Below are 17481 nucleotides of genomic sequence, written 5' to 3'. Positions count from 1 at the left end.
CTCCGGGTAAATACGCTTGTGACGCCGGATAAACGGCGGCATCATGCCGAAAGCTCGGGCATTTCCGGGCTTTCCTGTATCGTTCTCAGGCTGGCAAGTTTAACAGCTCCCGGCTCATTTCACATGACGTAGGTGTCATGGACCCCTGGCAAAGAGAGGCAATGTTGTGAAATCAGCTCCCGGTTCCGGCGCGGGCACCCTGTATATCGTGGCCACACCCATTGGTAATCTCGACGATCTGTCGCCCCGGGCAGCGTCGGTGCTGGCGGGTGTCGCAGTGATTGCCGCCGAGGATACCCGCCACAGTGGCCGTCTGTTGCAGCATCTCGGTATTCAGAAGCCGTTGCTGGCTCTACACGACCACAACGAGCGGGATCGTGCCGGCCAGGTGCTGGACCGTTTGGAGGCGGGGGAGGATGTCGCATTGGTCTCCGATGCGGGCACACCACTGATTTCCGATCCCGGGTATGTGCTGGTTCATCAGGCCCGCGAGCGGGGTCTCCGGGTCAGCCCCGTGCCCGGGCCTTGCGCTCTGATTGCGGGGCTGTGTGCTGCTGGGCTGCCGACGGACCGTTTTCTGTACGCCGGGTTTTTGCCGGCCAAGCGCGGCGCACGCCGCGCAGAGCTGGAGCTGCTGGCGGCCGAACGGGCGACGCTGGTTTTCTACGAGTCACCGCACCGGATTCTGGAAACCGTGGCCGAAATCCGCGATGTGATGGGCGCGGAAAGAGAGCTGGTGCTGGGTCGAGAGTTGACGAAAACCTTCGAGACTTTTTATGCGGGTCCGGCGGGGGCGGTCTGCGACACCCTTGAGCAGGATCCCAATGGCGCCCGGGGCGAGTTTGTTGTGATGGTGGCCGGTGCTCCACAGAATGAAGTTCCCGGCGATGCCGGTGAGGTGAATACAGATCAGCTTCTCAGCCTGCTGCTGGCCGAACTGCCGGTAAAGAAGGTGGCCCGAATGGTGTCCGAGTTGACCGGGCGGCCGAAGAACGAGCTGTATCAGCGGGCGTTGGCGCTGAAGCCCGATGAGCGAAAAACGTAGTCTGGGTATGGTTTTTCTTGCGCCTCCCCGGTCGCAAGGGTATCTTCGTGCCCGAGCTCGCCAGACAGTCGCCGCCAGTCCGCTGGGGGAGGAAAGTCCGGGCTCCACAGGGCAAGGTGCCAGGTAACGCCTGGGCGGCGTGAGCCGACGGAAAGTGCAACAGAAAGCAGACCGCCTAAGCGCCTTCGGGCGCCGGTAAGGGTGAAACGGTGCGGTAAGAGCGCACCGCGTGACTGGCAACAGTTCACGGCGATGGTAAACCCCACCTGGAGCAAGACCAAATAGGAATCCAATGGCGTGGCCCGCGCTGGATTCGGGTAGGTTGCTTGAGGCCTGTGGTGACGCAGGCCCTAGATGAATGACTGTCCACGACAGAACCCGGCTTACCGGCGAGCTCGTTTTTTCTTAACCTGCCTTTGTGATGCTTGTCATTCTGAGGCAGCGTCCTTTATAGCCAAAAAATCTTAAACCTCACTTGCTATCTTCAGACCTTTTTGCAGGTCTATGATTTTTCTCCGTTTCTTTTTGTTAATCTCCGATATCTGGCGAGTCCTCGCCTCTAACCTCTTGTCATAAAAGGAACTTTTACAGGTGCGACGCCGTTAACGGCGCTTGCATTGTGTATTGCGTGTTTCTATAGTGTGCAGGAGTGGGAAAAAGTGGTTTTTAGTGGTTTTTTTAGGTTTCTGAACCCCAGAGTCGGTGCGAATGAGCAATTTTCTCGGCAGTCATGCCATCAATATGGATGCGAAGGGTCGCTTAGCGATCCCCGCCAAGGTGCGCGAAGAGCTCGCGCAAGCCTGTGGTGGCCGCATTGTATTGACGGCCAACGCCGATGAAGAGCGCTGTCTTCTGCTTTACCCGGAACCGGAATGGGAGATTCTGCGCCCGAAGATCGAAGCGCTGCCCAATATGAACAAGGCTGCCCGCAGGCTTCAGCGCCTCATTCTCGGTAATGCGGCACCCATGGAGCTGGACGGTGCTGGTCGCATTCTGGTGCCGCCGACGCTGCGCTCCTACGCCCACCTGGAGAAAAAGCTGATGCTGATCGGCCAGGGTAAGAAGCTGGAGCTCTGGAGTGAGGAGCGCTGGCTGGCCTGGCTGGATGAGTCCACCGACGACGATGACATGCCGCCGGAAATGGAGGCATTGTCCCTATGACCTCCGAACGCAAGCACGGGCTAGCGGGCCAGTCGTTCTCGCATCGCTCCGTGCTCCTGGATTCGGCGGTCGATTATCTGGTTAACGACCCCGATGGTTTGTACGTGGATGGCACCTTTGGCCGGGGTGGTCACAGTCGTCTTGTGCTGGGAAAGTTGGGAGATTCTGGCCACCTGTTGGGGATCGACAAGGATCCCGAAGCGATCCGGGTGGCCTGTGAGCTGGCGGATCAGGATCAGCGGTTTTCCTGTTACCACGGCTCCTTCGCTGACCTGAACGAAGCGATCGCCGGTCAGGGCTGGGGCACCGTCAACGGCGTGCTGCTGGACCTGGGGGTGTCTTCTCCCCAGCTTGATGACGCATCGCGAGGCTTCAGTTTCATGCGGGATGGACCGCTGGACATGCGGATGAATCCGCAGCAGGCCCCCAGTGCCGCGCAATGGCTGGCAGAGGCGGATGAAAAAGACATTGCTGACGTGATTTTCCGATACGGCGAGGAGCGGTTCTCTCGCCGTATCGCGCGTCTGGTGGTGGAGCAGCGGCAGGAGTCGCCCATCAGCACCACCCGGGAGTTGGCAGAGCTGGTGAGCAAAGCCGTCCCTAAAAAAGAAAAGCACAAGCATCCCGCTACCCGGACCTTCCAGGCAATCCGGATCTTTATTAATCGGGAGCTTGAGGATCTTGAGGCCGGGCTTGCCGCGGCGGTGGACCGGCTGGCGCCGGGTGGTCGCCTGGTGGTGATCAGTTTTCATTCGCTCGAGGACCGGGTGGTCAAGCGCTTCATGCGGGATCTGGCGCGCGGGCCGCGGTTGCCCAAAGGCGTGCCGGTCACTGCCGCCCAGGAGGCCCCGGAGTTTCGCCTCGTAGGCAAGGCCAGCAAGGCCAATACGGAAGAAATCAGCGACAACGTGAGAGCTCGCAGCGCAGTCATGCGCGTGCTTGAACGTGTTCAAAACAATCAGGACAAGCAGGGGAGCGCATGACCATGGGCGCGGTAGCGATTGAACCAACAGTCAGGAATGCGGGGCTGAATCGGCAGAAAGTGAAGGACGGCCTGGCCAGTGCCATTCGGGTGTCCCAGCAGGTTTTCGAGGCGCTGCAACAGAAGCGCGTGGTGATTTCCATGGCGCTGGTGGGGCTGCTGATTGCCTCTTCCATCGGTGTGGTGGTCAGTTCCTATGAGAACCGCAAACTGTTCAATACGCTGTCTCAGCTGCATGCGGAGCGGGACCTGTACCAGCGGGAGTGGAGTCAGCTGTTGCTTGAGCAGAGTGCACTGAGCGCCCACAGCCGCGTTGAGAGTCTGGCAGCCCAGCGATTCGGCATGGTCGTGCCGGGGCATGAGGATATTGTGCTGGTGCCATTGATGACACCGGTAGCCGGTCTCTGAGCCGCGAAAACAACAAACGCAGGGTGACTGTTTTGTCCGATCAGGGAAAGCGCACAACATGGGGTCAGCGGGTAGCAGCCGGGCTAGCAGCCTGGCGCTACGGCTCCGTGCTGGGCGTGTTTCTGATCGTGGTTGCTGCGCTGGGTTGGCGTCTCGTGGATCTGCATGTTGTTGATAACGAGTTTCTGCGCCAGCAAGGCGACGTGCGGACCATTCGGGTCGAATCCATTGATGCCCACCGCGGCGTGGTCACCGATCGTCATGGCGAATCGCTGGCTGTGAGTACCCCCGTGCACACCTTGTGGGCGAACCCCTCGGAAATGGACCCGGACGATCCGCGCCTGACGCACCTCGCCCGCTTGCTGGATATCAGTGAAGCACGCTTGCGCCAGCGGCTCAGAACCTACGCCAGCCGGGAATTCATCTATTTGCGCCGCAAGGTGCAGCCGGACCTGGCCGAACGCGCGCTGGGTATGGAGCTTCCGGGCATCTACAGCCGTCAGGAGTACCGTCGATACTACCCGGCGGGTGAGGTGACGGCCCACGTGGTGGGGTTTACCAACATCGATGAGAATGGTCAGGAAGGCATTGAGTTGGCCTACAACGCCTGGCTCAGCGGTGAGAGCGGTCGTAAGCGGGTTCTCAAGGATAACCGTGGTCGTGTGATCAAGGATCTGACGCTGATCCGCGAGGCCCGCCCCGGCGGTGACCTGGCTCTGAGCATCGATCTCCGCCTGCAGTACCTGGCCTACCGGGAACTGAAAGCGGTTGTTGGCGCCCACGGTGCGCGCGGCGGAACGCTGGTGATGCTGGATGTGGATACCGGCGAAGTGCTCGCCATGGTCAATCAGGAATCCTATAACCCCAACGACCGCAGCCAATTGAGCTCGGACCGTCTCCGGAACAAGGCGATAACCGACCTCTTTGAGCCCGGGTCCACCATGAAGCCCGTCACCATGGCGGCAGCGCTGGAATCGGGCAAATACAGTCACAACAGCACCATTGATACAGCGCCGGGTTATCGGCGCTTTGGTCGTTTTACCATTCGTGACAGCCGCAACTACGGCGTGATGGGGCTGACCGATATCATCGCGAAATCCAGCAACGTCGGCATCAGCCGGATTGCCACCGATCTGGGCGGTGATGTTATTCGAGATCTTTACGCGCGTCTTGGTATTGGTCAGCCCACCGGTATTGGCTTTCCGGGAGAGGCCGTTGGGGTGCTGCCAGCACCGCCGAAATGGCGCCCCGTTGAGGAGGCCACGCTCTCCTATGGCTACGGCATGAGCGTGAATGCGCTCCAGTTGGCGCAGGCCTACATGGTGCTGGCCAATGGCGGTATTCGGTACCCCCTGAGTCTGCTGAAGGTCGATGAGCGGCCGCCGGGGGAACGGGTGTTGTCAGAAGATGTCTCATTTCAGGTGCGGAACATGTTGCGCGAGGCCGTCGAGAACGGCACGGGCAAGCGGGCCCAGCCGGGGTTCTATTCCGCCGGTGGCAAGACCGGCACCGTCCATCTGGTGGGCAAAGGCGGTTACGAGGACAGCCAGTACAAGGCCATCTTTGCCGGAATGGCGCCCATTGATCATCCGAGGATCGTGACCGTTGTGGCGGTGGACGCGCCTCAATCCGGAGAATACTACGGTGGCGAAGTGGCTGCCCCGGTATTCGCCCGGGTAATGAGCGATGCCTTACGTCTGCTGAATGTGAAGCCGGAGCTCGATGTCGGCGACGCCTCAGTAAGCCAGAAAACACCCGGGGAGCGGGGGTAAAGGTATGTGTATCACATCACTCAGCACATTAATGCAGGGGATTGCGCCGGTGCCGTCGGTGTTCGATGTCACCATACATGGCCTGCAAACCGACAGCCGTCTGGTGACGTCGGGAGATGCCTTTATTGCCCTGGCTGGCCAGCGAACGCCGGCGGATCATTACGTGGATCAGGCCGTCAAGGCCGGCGCCTCGGTCATCATTCTCGAGGCGGATCAGCCAGGAGAGTGCCGTGAATACCACGGCGCCCTGGTGGTGCCTGTTACAGAGTTGCGCGCGAAAATTGGCCGCCTTGCCGATCGGTTCTTCGAGCACCCGTCGCAGCGGCTGCGGCTGATCGGCGTAACCGGGACCAACGGTAAAACATCGGTTGGTCAGTACATCGCGCAGCTTCTGCAGCAGACCGGAACACCCTGCGGGGTGCTTGGCACGCTGGGCTACGGCATGCCGGGTGCGTTGCAGGTGGCGTCCCACACCACGCCGGACGTGGTGCAGGTCAACCGGGTCTTGTCCCACGTGCTCGCCCAGGGAGGGCGGGCCGCGGCGATGGAAGTGTCCTCACACGCGCTGGACCAGGGTCGCATTGACCACGTGACCATGACCGGAGCGGTATTCACCAATCTCACCCGGGATCACCTGGATTATCACGGCGACATGGCGGCATACGGCGCTGCCAAGGCCAAACTGTTCGAGCGCGAAGAGCTGCACTTTGCTGTGGTGAATTTTGACGACCCGTTCGGGCGGCAGCTGTATAACCAGCTCGCGGGCGAATGCGACCGGGTACGTTACAGTCTGCATGAAGCCCAGACGGAATTGTGGCTGACCGCTTTTGAACCCACTCTCCAGGGTTTTGCGGGTTCAGTGGACGGTCAATGGGGCGCCTTTGACATTGCCGTGCCGCTGATGGGCAGCTTCAATGCCAGCAACGTGCTGGCGGCCATGGCCGCGGTGCTTTCCCTCGGGGTTCCGGTGGACCGAGTGCAGAAAGCGGTCAGTACTCTGCAGCCGCCTCCCGGGCGCCTTGAGCCCTTTGCCGGGGAGAATGGCGTTCGCGTTGTGGTCGATTACGCTCACACACCGGATGCATTGGCCAACGCTCTGGCGGCATTGCGCCCCCACGTCAGCGGTCGGCTGTACTGCGTGTTTGGCTGCGGCGGCGACCGCGACAGCGGCAAGCGACCGGAAATGGCGGCTGAGGCCGAGAAAGGCGCCGATGTGGTTGTCGTCACCGACGACAACCCACGCACAGAGCATCCTGATGCCATCACCCGGGATATTCTCAAAGGCTTTACCTACCCGGAATCGGTCACTGTGATTCACGACCGGGCCGAGGCTATTGCCCGAACGATTCGCCAGGCCAGCGAGGGCGATGTGGTACTGATCGCCGGCAAGGGACATGAGACCTATCAGGAAATTGCCGGTCAACGCGCGCATTTCAGTGATGCGGAGCAGGTGCGCCACGCGCTGCAGCTTAACGGGGGTGTGGCATGATGCGCGCTTTTTCGCTGGCGGAGGCGGCCCGGATGACCGCGGGTCAGTGCCATGACACTGCTGCGGAGGGGGTGCTCTACTCCGGTGTGTCCACTGACACCCGGGGCATACAGCCGGGCGACCTGTTTGTCGCCCTGCGTGGTGAGAATTTTGATGGCCACCGGTTTCTGGATGCGGCCCGTGCGGCCGGCGCCATTGCTGCGGTGGTTGATACCGAACAGGCCGATGTGGCGCTGCCCCAGATCCTGGTGACGGATACGGTAGATGCGCTGGCAAAGCTTGCGGCCGGTAACCGCAGTGAGAGCTCAGCGCACATCGTGGCGGTGACAGGCAGCAGTGGTAAAACCACGGTGCGGGAGATGGTGGCATCGATACTTTCCGAGGCCGGTGCAACCCTGGCAACTGAGGGCAATCTCAATAACCACATCGGCGTGCCGCTGACGCTGTTTCGTCTGGCGCCCGAACACCAATTCGGTGCCATCGAGCTGGGCGCCAGCGGCCTGGGCGAAATTGCCCATACGGTTGCGATCACGCGCCCGCATGTGGCCATCCTGACCAACGCGGGGCAGGCGCACCTCGAGGGTTTCGGGAGTTACGAGAACATTGTGGAGGCCAAGGGCGAAATCATCGACGGCGTCAGCGCGGACGGTCTGGTGGTACTCAACGGTGACGACCCGGCACTCGCGGTCTGGAAACGCAGGGCGGCGGCGCGTCGAATCTCTGTTGTCTGCCGTTCTGCCAGCGAGCTGGCGGATTATTACCCGTCGGCGGTGACGGCCGACATCCATGGACAAAGTTTCATCGCACACCACCGCGATGGCTGGCAGTGTAGCGTCACTCTGGCGCTGCAGGGCGATCACAATATCACCAATGCGTTGCTCGCTATTGCCGCCGTTCGGGACCTGAGTGTGTCGGATCAGGCTGTGCAGGATGGGCTCCAGCGGCTGAAGGTGGTCAAAGGGCGCCTGCAGATGATCGAGCTGGCGCCGCAACTGACGCTGATTGATGACAGCTACAACGCCAATCCGGCCTCAATCAAAGCGGCCATCAGTGTGCTGGCGTCCCGCGCCGGAGCCCGCGTAGTGGTCCTGGGCACCATGGCAGAGCTGGGGCCAGACAGCCATAGCCTGCATCGGGAGGTAGGTGCGTTTGCAAAAGCACAGGGTATCGATCGCCTGCTCGTGGTGGGGCCGGGTTGTGAAGGATATGTAGAGGGTTTCGGCAATCAGGCCGAAATCTGTCAGATCCATGATGACGCTGTGAATCGCCTGTTGGCGGACCCACAGCCGGCCATGACCGTGTTGGTCAAAGGTTCTCGCAGTTCTGCCATGGATCGCGTGGTAGAGGGAATGAAAGAAAAGGTGACTACATAATGCTGCTCTGGCTGACAGAGGTTTTATCACAATATTTCACGTCCCTGACGGTGTTTCAGTATCTGACACTGCGGGGCATTCTCGGCACGCTGACGGCATTGGCCATTTCACTGCTGATTGGTCCGGTCATGATTCGTAAACTCAGCCAGTACCAGATTGGCCAGGCGGTTCGTGATGACGGTCCCCAGACCCACCTGAGCAAGGCCGGCACGCCGACCATGGGTGGCGCGCTGATCCTGGTGGCGATTGGCGTGAGCACGCTGTTGTGGGCAGATCTCAGCAACCGCTACGTGTGGGTCACTATTCTGGTCACCCTGCTGTTCGGTGCCATTGGCTGGGTGGATGATTATCGCAAGGTTGTCGAACGTAACCCACGGGGCCTGCCGGCTCGCTGGAAATATTTCTGGCAGTCGCTGATCGGTGCCACGGCGGCGATTGTGCTGTTCTTCAGCTCGACGCTGCCGCAGGAAACATCGCTGTACGTGCCTTTCTTCAAGAACGTGTCGCTGACCCTGGGACCGGTGCTGTTCATCCTGCTGACCTATTTCGTCATCGTCGGCAGCAGCAATGCGGTTAATCTGACCGACGGCCTTGATGGGCTGGCGATCATGCCCACGGTCATGGTGGCCGGTGCCCTGGGGCTCTTTGCCTATCTCTCGGGCCATGCCCAGTTCGCCGATTACCTACTGATACCGCACTTGCCAGGCACCGGCGAACTGATCGTGTTTTGCGGGGCTCTGGTGGGTGCGGGCCTTGGTTTTCTCTGGTTCAACACCTACCCGGCACAGGTGTTCATGGGGGATGTGGGCGCGCTGGCACTGGGAGCTGCGCTGGGTGTGGTTGCGGTGATCGTCCGGCAGGAAATTGTGCTGTTCATCATGGGTGGTGTGTTCGTCATGGAGACGGTTTCGGTGATTCTTCAGGTCGCCTCCTACCGTCTGACCGGTCGGAGAATCTTCCGCATGGCGCCGTTGCACCACCACTTCGAATTGAAAGGCTGGCCTGAGCCACGGGTGATCGTGCGCTTCTGGGTTGTAACTGTGGTTCTGGTTCTGATTGGCATTGCCAGTCTGAAACTGCGATAGGGGAATGACGTCTCTATGAGTGTCATCGTTTCAGATCGTCGCACATTGGTCGTAGGGCTCGGTATCACCGGGCTTTCCTGCGTGCGCTATCTGTGCGATCAGGGGCGGGACGTGGCGGTGGCTGACAGCCGTCAGCATCCGCCTGGTCTGGAAGCCCTGCAAGCCGGTTGGCCGGAAGTGCCGGTGCACACCGGCCCGTTCGACGCCGAGCTGTTCAGCACCTTCAATGAGCTGGTAGTCAGCCCCGGCATCAGTGTTGAGGCTCCCGCAATTCGTGCGGCCCACGCCAACGGTGCCCGCATCCGCGGCGACATCGATCTGTTTGCAGAGGCGGCCGACGCGCCCATCGTCGCGATCACCGGATCCAATGGCAAAACCACGGTTACCACGTTGGTGGGTGAAATGGCCGCCGCTGCCGGCCGGCGCGTAGAGGTCGGTGGCAACATTGGCACCCCGGCGCTGGATCTGCTCGGGCGTGGTGCCGACCTGTATGTGCTCGAGCTGTCGAGCTTCCAGCTTGAGACCACGGCAGAACTGAATGCACTGGCGGCCACGGTGCTGAACGTCAGCGATGATCATATGGACCGCTATCCGTCCAAGATGGCCTATTTCCAGGCCAAGCAACGGATCTTCCGCGGCTGCAAGAACGCCATCGTCAATCTGGACGATGCCTTGAGCACGCCCATGGCCCGTGACAATTTGCGCTTTCTGTGTTTCGGGTTCCACCGGGTCAATCCGGAAACCTTCAGCACCCGCGACGACGAACAGGGCACCTGGATCACATTGGGTTTCGATAACCTGCTGCTGGCAAACGAGTTGAGGCTGATGGGACGCCACAACATCAGCAATGTCATGGCGGCGCTGGCGCTCGGGCATGCCGCAGGGCTTCCAATGGACACCATGCTGGCGGTTGTCCGCGAGTTCCGCGGTCTGCCGCATCGCTGTGAATTCGTGGCGCGGGTCAACGGTGTCGATTACATCAACGATTCCAAAGGAACCAACGTTGGCGCTACCGTGGCCGCAATCGACAGCCTGGTACCGGAGAACGGAAAGGTCGTGCTGATCGCCGGCGGTGACGGTAAGGGCGCGGATTTCTCACCGCTGGAGGCGTCGGTCACCCTGCATTGTCGGGCGTTGGTGTTAATCGGTCGCGATGCCAGTTTGATTGCCGACAGCGTCGGTGCTGCGGTGAATGTGGCCTATGCCCGGACCATGGCCGAAGCAGTTGGCGTGGCGGCGGAGCTGGCACAGGCCGGTGACCGGGTGTTGCTGTCACCGGCCTGTGCGAGTTTTGACATGTTCCGTGATTATGGTGATCGCGGTGATCAGTTCCGTCGCGCGGTGGAGGGGGCGCTATGATGCACGGCAGCCTCTCACTTCCCGATCGCCAGCAGCTGTTCAGTGATCTGCGGCCACTGCCGCTGCTGATCATCAGTTCTGTTGCCCTGATGGTCATGGGCGTGGTGATGATTTCCTCGGCCTCGATGGACATGGCGGCGGAAACCGCGGGTAACAGCTATCACTACGTGATTCGTCAGCTGATATTTGCGGGAATTGGTTGTTTCCTCGCGCTGGTGGCGGTCAATGTGCCTGTTGCCTGGTGGGAGCGCAGTGGCTGGCTGTTGCTGGGTGTTGGCATGCTGGTACTGGTGCTGGTATTGACGCCGTTGGGACGCACCGTTAATGGTTCTACGCGCTGGATTCCGTTCGGTCTGTTCAACGTTCAGGTCTCGGAAGTCGCCAAGCTGTGTCTGATCGCCTACCTGGCCGGCTATGTGGTCCGCCGCCGGGACGAGTTGCTCAACACGTGGGCCGGTTTTCTGAAGCCGCTGGTGGTGCTGGGTGTCGCCTCCATTCTTCTGGTCATTCAGCCAGACTTTGGTGCCACGGTGGTTCTGGTGACGGCCGCGGCAGGCATGATTTTTCTCAGTGGCGTGCGTCTCAGCCGTTTTATGCCGCTGATTGGCATTCTGGTTGCGCTGGGGATTGTGCTGGTTGTGACGCAGCCCTACCGGCTCAAACGGGTTGTCAGTTACCTGGATCCCTGGAAAGACCAGTTTGACACCGGTTACCAGCTTACCCAGTCATTGATTGCCTTCGGCCGCGGCGAGTGGGCCGGTGTCGGGCTGGGCAATTCGATTCAGAAACTGTTCTATCTGCCGGAAGCCCACACCGATTTCATCTTCGCCATCATTGCCGAGGAGTTCGGCCTGATGGGGTCGCTGGTGGTGCTGGCCCTGTTCGCCGTACTGGTGGTCACCGGCTTCGTTATCGCCCGCCGAGCCGAGTTGGCAGACATGCCGTTTGCGGCCTGTTTCTCCTACGGCATCACCCTGCTGATCGGTCTGCAGGCCGGCATCAACATGGCGGTAAGCACCGGGTTGCTGCCCACCAAGGGGCTGACGCTGCCGTTGGTGAGTTACGGCGGTTCCAGCCTGATGATTACCTGTATTTCCCTCGGCATCCTGGCGCGGGTTGAAATGGAGCGTTTGGATCAGCAGCGCCTGGCCAATGAGAAGACGCCTGGCAAGCGGGTCAGGGGAGGCGCGGTTTATGACTGATTCGCGCCGGTTTCTGATGATGGCTGGTGGCACCGGCGGGCATGTTTTCCCCGCACTGGCCACCGCCCGCACGCTGCAGGAGCGGGGCCACGAAGTTTTCTGGCTGGGCTCTTCCGGCGGCATGGAAGAGCGCCTGATCGGTGACACCGGCATTCCCCTGTCGCTGATTCATGTGTCCGGATTGCGCGGCAAGGGCAAGCTGGCGCTGCTGACAGCACCCTTCCGGCTGATGCGCGCGTTGGGTGAGGCCTTTACTGTGGTGCGGAAAATTCGGCCCGATTGTGTGGTGGGTATGGGCGGTTTTGTCACCGGTCCCGGTGGCGTCGCGGCCTGGCTCAGCAGGATTCCGCTGGTCATCCACGAGCAGAACGCCGTAGCCGGTATGACTAACCGGATCCTGGTGCGCTTTGCGGAAACCGTACTGGAGGCGTTTCCCGGCAGTTTCGGAGCAGGTGTGGTCACCCGCTGCACGGGAAATCCGGTGCGCAAGGATCTGGCTGGGTTGCCCATGCCGGAGGAGCGTCTGGCGGACCGCCAGGGGCCACTGCGGTTGCTGGTGGTTGGCGGCAGCCTGGGTGCTCAGGTGTTCAACCAGCAAGTGCCCGAAGCCCTGGCGCAAATGGCCGGAGCCGAGCGTCCTGAGGTGCGTCACCAATGTGGCGAAAAGCATGCGGAAGCAGCACGCGCTGCCTATGAGCATCATGGAGTGGCAGCAACGGTGGAGCCGTTTATCAAGGATATGGCGGAAGCCTATGCCTGGGCCGATCTGGTCTTGTGCCGGTCGGGCGCGCTGACGGTGTCTGAGCTGTGCGTCGCCGGCGTGGGTGCGATCCTGGTGCCATTCCCCCATGCCGTGGATGACCATCAGACAAAAAACGGCCAGCAAATGGTGAGTGCGAAGGCAGCGGTGTTGATTCCCCAGCCCCGGCTTGCTCCTGAGGCGCTGGCTGAAACGCTGAGGGACTTGGCCAATGACCGGTCCCGGGTAATGAATATGGCGAAAGCGGCAAAATCGCTGGCGCGCCCCGATGCAACGGAGAGAGTCGTGAATTACTGTCTGGAGGCCGCCAATGGCTGACGCAATGAATACGCCACTGGTCTATCAGGTGCCTGAAATGCGCCGTATTCGCCGCATTCACTTTGTGGGCATTGGCGGCGCCGGCATGAGCGGTATTGCTGAGGTGCTTAAAAACCAGGGTTACGACGTGTCCGGCTCGGACATCCGCGAGGGGGCGGTGACGGATCGCCTGAAAGCCATGGGCGTCGACGTGTACATCGGCCATCAGGAAGAGAACAGTGCCAGTGCCGATGTGGTGGTGGTGTCTACTGCAGTGGCAGCCGACAACCCGGAAGTGGTTGCGGCGCGCAGTCGGCGGGTGCCGATTGTGCCCCGTGCCGAGATGCTGGCGGAAATCATGCGCTACCGTCACGGCATTGCCGTGGCCGGTACCCACGGTAAAACCACCACCACCAGCCTGATCGCCTCGGTCCTGGGTGAGGCCGGGCTGGACCCGACGTTTGTGATCGGTGGCAAGCTCAACAGCGCCGGCACCAATGCGCAACTGGGTGGCTCACGGTATCTGGTCGCGGAAGCGGACGAGAGTGACGCATCGTTTCTGCACCTGACACCGGTCATTTCTGTCGTTACCAACATCGAAGCCGATCACATGGACACCTATGGTGGCGATGTCGAGCGCCTGAAACAGACCTTTGTGGACTTCCTGCACAACCTGCCGTTTTACGGCATCGCGGTGATGTGTGTGGATGACGCCTACGTGCGGGAAATCATCCCGCGCATTTCCCGGGCCATCATTACTTACGGCATCGACAATCCCGATGCCGATTACCGTGCCGAGCAGATTACCTCCGACGGCTTGCGGACTCACTTTGTGGTGCGTCGCCCCGGCGGTCGTGCGGATCTTCAGGTCGAACTGAAAATGCCGGGCCGCCACAATGTCGCGAATGCCCTGGCGGCCATTGCCGTGGCCACCGATGAAGGGGTTGATGACGCCGCCATCTGCCGCGGGCTGGCCGGTTTTGCCGGGGTCGGGCGCCGGTTCCAGGTGTATGGCGACTACCAGACGCCCAACGGTAACGTCACGCTGGTGGACGACTATGGCCATCACCCGACGGAAGTGGACGCAGTGATTCGTGCCGCCCGGGACGCCTGGCCGGGCCGCCGCATCGTCATGCTGTACCAGCCGCACCGATTCTCCCGCACCCGCGACCTGTACGAAGACTTCGTCAAGGTACTCTCCGAGGTGGACGGATTGCTGCTGATGGACGTGTACTCTGCCGGCGAACCGGCGATTCCCGGCGCCGACGGCCGCGCACTGTGCCGCAGCATCCGCCAGCGCGGGAATGTGGAACCGGTGTTTGTGGAAGACAACAACGAAATCGAACAGCTGCTGGCCAATGCCCTGCAGGACGGTGATCTGCTGATTACCCAGGGCGCCGGCGATATTGGTGGTGTTGCTGCACGCCTTGCGGCGGCAGGAGTGATTGCCAGTGAGTGATGCGAAGCGCGTGGATACACAGGGTTATCAGGCTTCTCCGGAAACGGTGCGCGCTCTGGGGCGCGTGGCGGTTTTCATGGGGGGGGACTCAGCGGAACGGGCGGTGTCGCTGAAAAGTGGCAACGCGGTACTCGCTGCGCTGCAGTCTGCCGGGGTAGACGCTTACGGCGTGGATGTTCAAGGCTGCCTGCTGCGCACCGTGGACAGCCCCGAGTTTGACCGCGTGTTCATTGCACTCCACGGCCGTGGCGGGGAAGACGGCACGCTGCAGGCCATCCTGTCCCAGGCCGGGATTCCGTACACCGGTAGCGAAATGCTGGCGTCGGCCCTGGCGATGGACAAGTTGCGCACCAAGTATGTGTTCGAAGGCTGCGGTCTGCCCACCCCGAAGTTCCGCGCCATGGGCGCCGTGAGCGAGGTTGACGACATTCTCCGTGATTTATCGCTGCCCCTGAGTGTCAAGCCGTCCCGCGAGGGGTCGAGCATCGGCATTCGCAAGGTGACCAGTCGCGGCGAGCTCGCCGACGCCTACCTTGAGGCCAGTGCCCTCGATTCACTGGTGTTGGTAGAGGAGTGGGTTGAGGGGCCGGAATTTACCGTCAGCCTGCTGCAGGACAAGGCGCTTCCTGCCATCGGGCTGAGCACTGACCATGTGTTTTACGATTACGACGCCAAGTACCTGGCAGACGACACCCGTTACCGGATTCCCTGTGGCCTGGATCCGGAAACCGAGCTTGAGTTACAGCACCTCGCTCTGGATGCGTTCCGGGTCATTGGATGCCGCACCTGGGGGCGGGTCGACATCATGCAGGATCGCGATGGCGGTTTCTGGTTGCTGGAAGTCAATACGGTCCCGGGCATGACCGACCACAGTCTCGTGCCCATGGCCGCTCGCGCGGCCGGTATCAGTTTTGAGGAACTGGTGGTGCGGATTCTCAAGGACACCCTGGAGGACGGCGATGCTTGAAAACCTTCTGATCCGGAGTCGGGCGGTACCGTCCGATCCCCCGCGGCGACGGGGGGCAACCACCCTCGGTCCCGAGAGGAACCGGTTCGGATTGTTGAAAGCGGTCCTGGCGGCAGTGCCCTGGCTGCAGGTGGGCATGGGTGCCGCGATTGTTCTGCTGGCGGCGATGGTGCCCTGGGGGACCGGGCAGGTCCTCAATGCCATGGATCGTCAGATCATGGCGATTGACGTGAAAGGCACACTGGTCGGAGAAAGCCGGACGGATCTGGAGCGGAAAGCCGGCGACTGGATTGGCAAGAGCTTCTTCGCCACCGATCTGTCCGATATCAAGACTGAACTGGAGCTGCGTCCCTGGGTGGAATCGGCGGCGGTCAGACGGGTCTGGCCCGACCGGCTGGAAATCGAGATTCGTGAGAAAAAGCCGCTGGCCTACTGGAACGGTGACCGGTTGGTGAGCCGTGCCGGCGAGCTGTTTTCGCCCGGGAATCCCGAGGTTGCCGGGCGCCTGCCGAGACTGGCGGGGCCGGATGAGCGGGTCAAGGATGTGATTCGTATGGCCCGCACCATGAGTGAAACTCTGGGGGGGCACGGTCTGGGCTTTGCCGGTCTGACCCTTGAGCAGCGGGGCGCCTGGACCCTGACCCTGGCTAACGGCATTGAAGTGGTGCTGGGACGCGATCAGGTTGAGGAGCGCTTCGCGCGCTTTATTACCGTGTACGAAAACCGGCTGATCTCCCGAGAGGATGAAGTCAGCCAGGTGGATGCCCGCTACACCAATGGGGTGGCGGTTAAGTGGAAGTCGGACGTGGTGTCCGGCTCCGGAAAAAAATTATAGCAACGTCAAATTCAGACCTACGGTTTGGTGAAACACATGTCATCGGTTGAAACGGAAAACATGATTGTCGGCCTCGATATCGGAACCTCCAAGGTGGTTGCGATTGTCGGCAAGCGCAAAATGGACGGGACCATTGAGGTGGTGGGCATTGGCTCGCACCCGTCACGGGGGCTGAAGCGTGGTGTGGTGGTGAATATCGAAACCACCGTGCAGGCCATCCAGCGCGCTGTCGAAGAGGCCGAGCTCATGGCGGGGTGCCGGATCCATTCGGTGTACGCCGGCATCGCCGGCAGTCACATCAAGAGTCTGAACTCCCATGGCATTGTCGCCATCCGTGACCGGGAAGTGACCCAGGCGGATATCGACCGGGTGATTGACGCTGCCCAGGCGGTGGCGATTCCGGCGGACCAGAAGATCCTCCACATTCTGCCTCAGGAGTTCGTCATCGACAGCCAGGAAGGCATCAAAGAGCCCATGGGCATGTCCGGCGTGCGTCTGGAAGCCAAGGTGCATCTGGTGACCTGTGCCGTCAACGCCGCCCAGAACATCGAGAAGTGCGTCAAGCGCTGCGGCCTCGAAGTGGATGACATCATCCTCGAGCAGTTGGCCTCCAGCCACGCGATTCTCACCGAGGACGAAAAAGAGCTGGGCGTGTGTGTGGTGGATATCGGTGGCGGTACCACCGACATCGCAGTGTTCACCGGTGGTGCGATCCGTCACACCGCGGTGATCCCCATCGCCGGCGACCAGGTCACCAATGACATTGCCATGGCGTTGCGCACGCCCACGCAGAACGCCGAAGAGATCAAGATCAAGTATGCCTGTGCGCTGACTCAACTGGCCGGCGCGGATGAGACCATCAAAGTGCCCAGCGTCGGAGATCGCGCGCCGCGGGATCTTTCGCGCCAGGCCCTGGCCGAGGTGGTGGAGCCTCGCTACGAGGAGTTGTTTACCCTCGTGCAGTCGGAGCTGCGCCGGTCCGGATTCGAGGACCTCATCCCCGCAGGCATCGTGATCACAGGTGGTTCCTCTACCATGGAAGGGGTGGTGGAGCTGGCTGAGGAAATCTTCCATATGCCGGTCAGGCTCGCCTGTCCACAGAGGGTCTCCGGCATGACGGAAGTGGTCAACAACCCGATCTACGCTACCGGCGTGGGGCTGTTGATTCATGGTTTCCGCCAGATGGATCTGGGACGGACACCGGTGCTCAAGGGTGAAGAAGCACCCTCGCTGTTGGAGCGCATGAAAGCCTGGTTTACCGGTCATTTCTGACGGCGCCGGGTGGCA

The 17481-nt window shown here is 61.1% G+C and carries 15 protein-coding genes and 1 other RNA gene; all 16 read left to right on the top strand.

Annotation, left to right across the window (positions count from 1 at the left end):
• Positions 1–166: 166 nt before the first annotated feature.
• Positions 167–1045 carry a 16S rRNA (cytidine(1402)-2'-O)-methyltransferase gene (gene rsmI / locus R0125_RS15185; protein ID WP_248184065.1) on the top strand — a complete coding sequence of 293 codons (879 nt, stop codon included), beginning with the start codon at positions 167–169 and terminating at the stop codon, positions 1043–1045.
• A gap of 52 nt (positions 1046–1097) precedes the next feature.
• Positions 1098–1447: RNase P RNA component class A (gene rnpB / locus R0125_RS15180), an RNA gene on the top strand.
• Positions 1448–1753: 306 nt separating this feature from the next.
• Complete coding sequence (gene mraZ, locus R0125_RS15175) at positions 1754–2206, top strand: division/cell wall cluster transcriptional repressor MraZ (protein ID WP_248184066.1); 453 nt, start codon at positions 1754–1756, stop codon at positions 2204–2206.
• Positions 2203–3189 carry a 16S rRNA (cytosine(1402)-N(4))-methyltransferase RsmH gene (rsmH, locus tag R0125_RS15170; RefSeq protein ID WP_317238711.1) on the top strand — a complete coding sequence of 329 codons (987 nt, stop codon included), beginning with the start codon at positions 2203–2205 and terminating at the stop codon, positions 3187–3189. The genes mraZ and rsmH overlap by 4 nt, the downstream gene beginning before the upstream one ends.
• A 2-nt stretch (positions 3190–3191) precedes the next feature.
• Positions 3192–3596 (top strand): cell division protein FtsL, encoded by a 405-nt coding sequence (gene ftsL / locus R0125_RS15165; RefSeq protein ID WP_248184279.1) that lies wholly within the window; start codon positions 3192–3194, stop codon positions 3594–3596.
• Between the two features lie 32 nt (positions 3597–3628).
• Positions 3629–5368, top strand: a complete 1740-nt coding sequence (locus tag R0125_RS15160; RefSeq protein WP_317238710.1) for a peptidoglycan D,D-transpeptidase FtsI family protein — start codon at positions 3629–3631, stop codon at positions 5366–5368.
• Positions 5369–5372: 4 nt separating this feature from the next.
• Complete coding sequence (locus tag R0125_RS15155; RefSeq protein WP_317238709.1) at positions 5373–6857, top strand: UDP-N-acetylmuramoyl-L-alanyl-D-glutamate--2,6-diaminopimelate ligase; 1485 nt, start codon at positions 5373–5375, stop codon at positions 6855–6857.
• Positions 6854–8230, top strand: coding sequence for a UDP-N-acetylmuramoyl-tripeptide--D-alanyl-D-alanine ligase (locus R0125_RS15150; RefSeq protein ID WP_317238708.1), 1377 nt, complete (start codon positions 6854–6856; stop codon positions 8228–8230). Before R0125_RS15155 ends, R0125_RS15150 begins: the two co-directional genes overlap by 4 nt.
• The gene (gene mraY / locus R0125_RS15145) at positions 8230–9315 is read left to right on the top strand and encodes a phospho-N-acetylmuramoyl-pentapeptide-transferase (RefSeq protein ID WP_248184072.1); all 1086 of its coding nucleotides are present in this window, start codon (positions 8230–8232) and stop codon (positions 9313–9315) included. The genes R0125_RS15150 and mraY overlap by 1 nt, the downstream gene beginning before the upstream one ends.
• Positions 9316–9330: 15 nt before the next feature.
• The gene (gene murD, locus R0125_RS15140; RefSeq protein ID WP_248184074.1) at positions 9331–10674 is read left to right on the top strand and encodes a UDP-N-acetylmuramoyl-L-alanine--D-glutamate ligase; all 1344 of its coding nucleotides are present in this window, start codon (positions 9331–9333) and stop codon (positions 10672–10674) included.
• On the top strand, positions 10674–11876 hold the full coding sequence (gene ftsW / locus R0125_RS15135; RefSeq protein ID WP_248184280.1) for a putative lipid II flippase FtsW: 1203 nt from the start codon (positions 10674–10676) through the stop codon (positions 11874–11876). The genes murD and ftsW overlap by 1 nt, the downstream gene beginning before the upstream one ends.
• The gene (murG, locus tag R0125_RS15130; protein ID WP_248184077.1) at positions 11869–12954 is read left to right on the top strand and encodes an undecaprenyldiphospho-muramoylpentapeptide beta-N-acetylglucosaminyltransferase; all 1086 of its coding nucleotides are present in this window, start codon (positions 11869–11871) and stop codon (positions 12952–12954) included. The genes ftsW and murG overlap by 8 nt, the downstream gene beginning before the upstream one ends.
• The gene (murC, locus tag R0125_RS15125; protein ID WP_248184079.1) at positions 12947–14392 is read left to right on the top strand and encodes a UDP-N-acetylmuramate--L-alanine ligase; all 1446 of its coding nucleotides are present in this window, start codon (positions 12947–12949) and stop codon (positions 14390–14392) included. The genes murG and murC overlap by 8 nt, the downstream gene beginning before the upstream one ends.
• Complete coding sequence (locus tag R0125_RS15120) at positions 14385–15359, top strand: D-alanine--D-alanine ligase (protein ID WP_317238707.1); 975 nt, start codon at positions 14385–14387, stop codon at positions 15357–15359. Before murC ends, R0125_RS15120 begins: the two co-directional genes overlap by 8 nt.
• A complete protein-coding gene (locus R0125_RS15115) occupies positions 15352–16194 on the top strand; it encodes a cell division protein FtsQ/DivIB (RefSeq protein ID WP_317238706.1) in 843 nt (280 codons plus the stop codon). Before R0125_RS15120 ends, R0125_RS15115 begins: the two co-directional genes overlap by 8 nt.
• Positions 16195–16230: 36 nt before the next feature.
• On the top strand, positions 16231–17466 hold the full coding sequence (gene ftsA, locus R0125_RS15110) for a cell division protein FtsA (protein WP_248184083.1): 1236 nt from the start codon (positions 16231–16233) through the stop codon (positions 17464–17466).
• The last annotated feature ends 15 nt before the right edge of the window (positions 17467–17481 follow it).

It is taken from the genome of Marinobacter sp. M-5 (assembly GCF_032911545.1).
Lineage (GTDB): Bacteria > Pseudomonadota > Gammaproteobacteria > Pseudomonadales > Oleiphilaceae > Marinobacter > Marinobacter goseongensis.
Note: the sequence above shows the minus strand (reverse complement) of the source record. Positions and strands in the feature narration are given on the sequence as shown.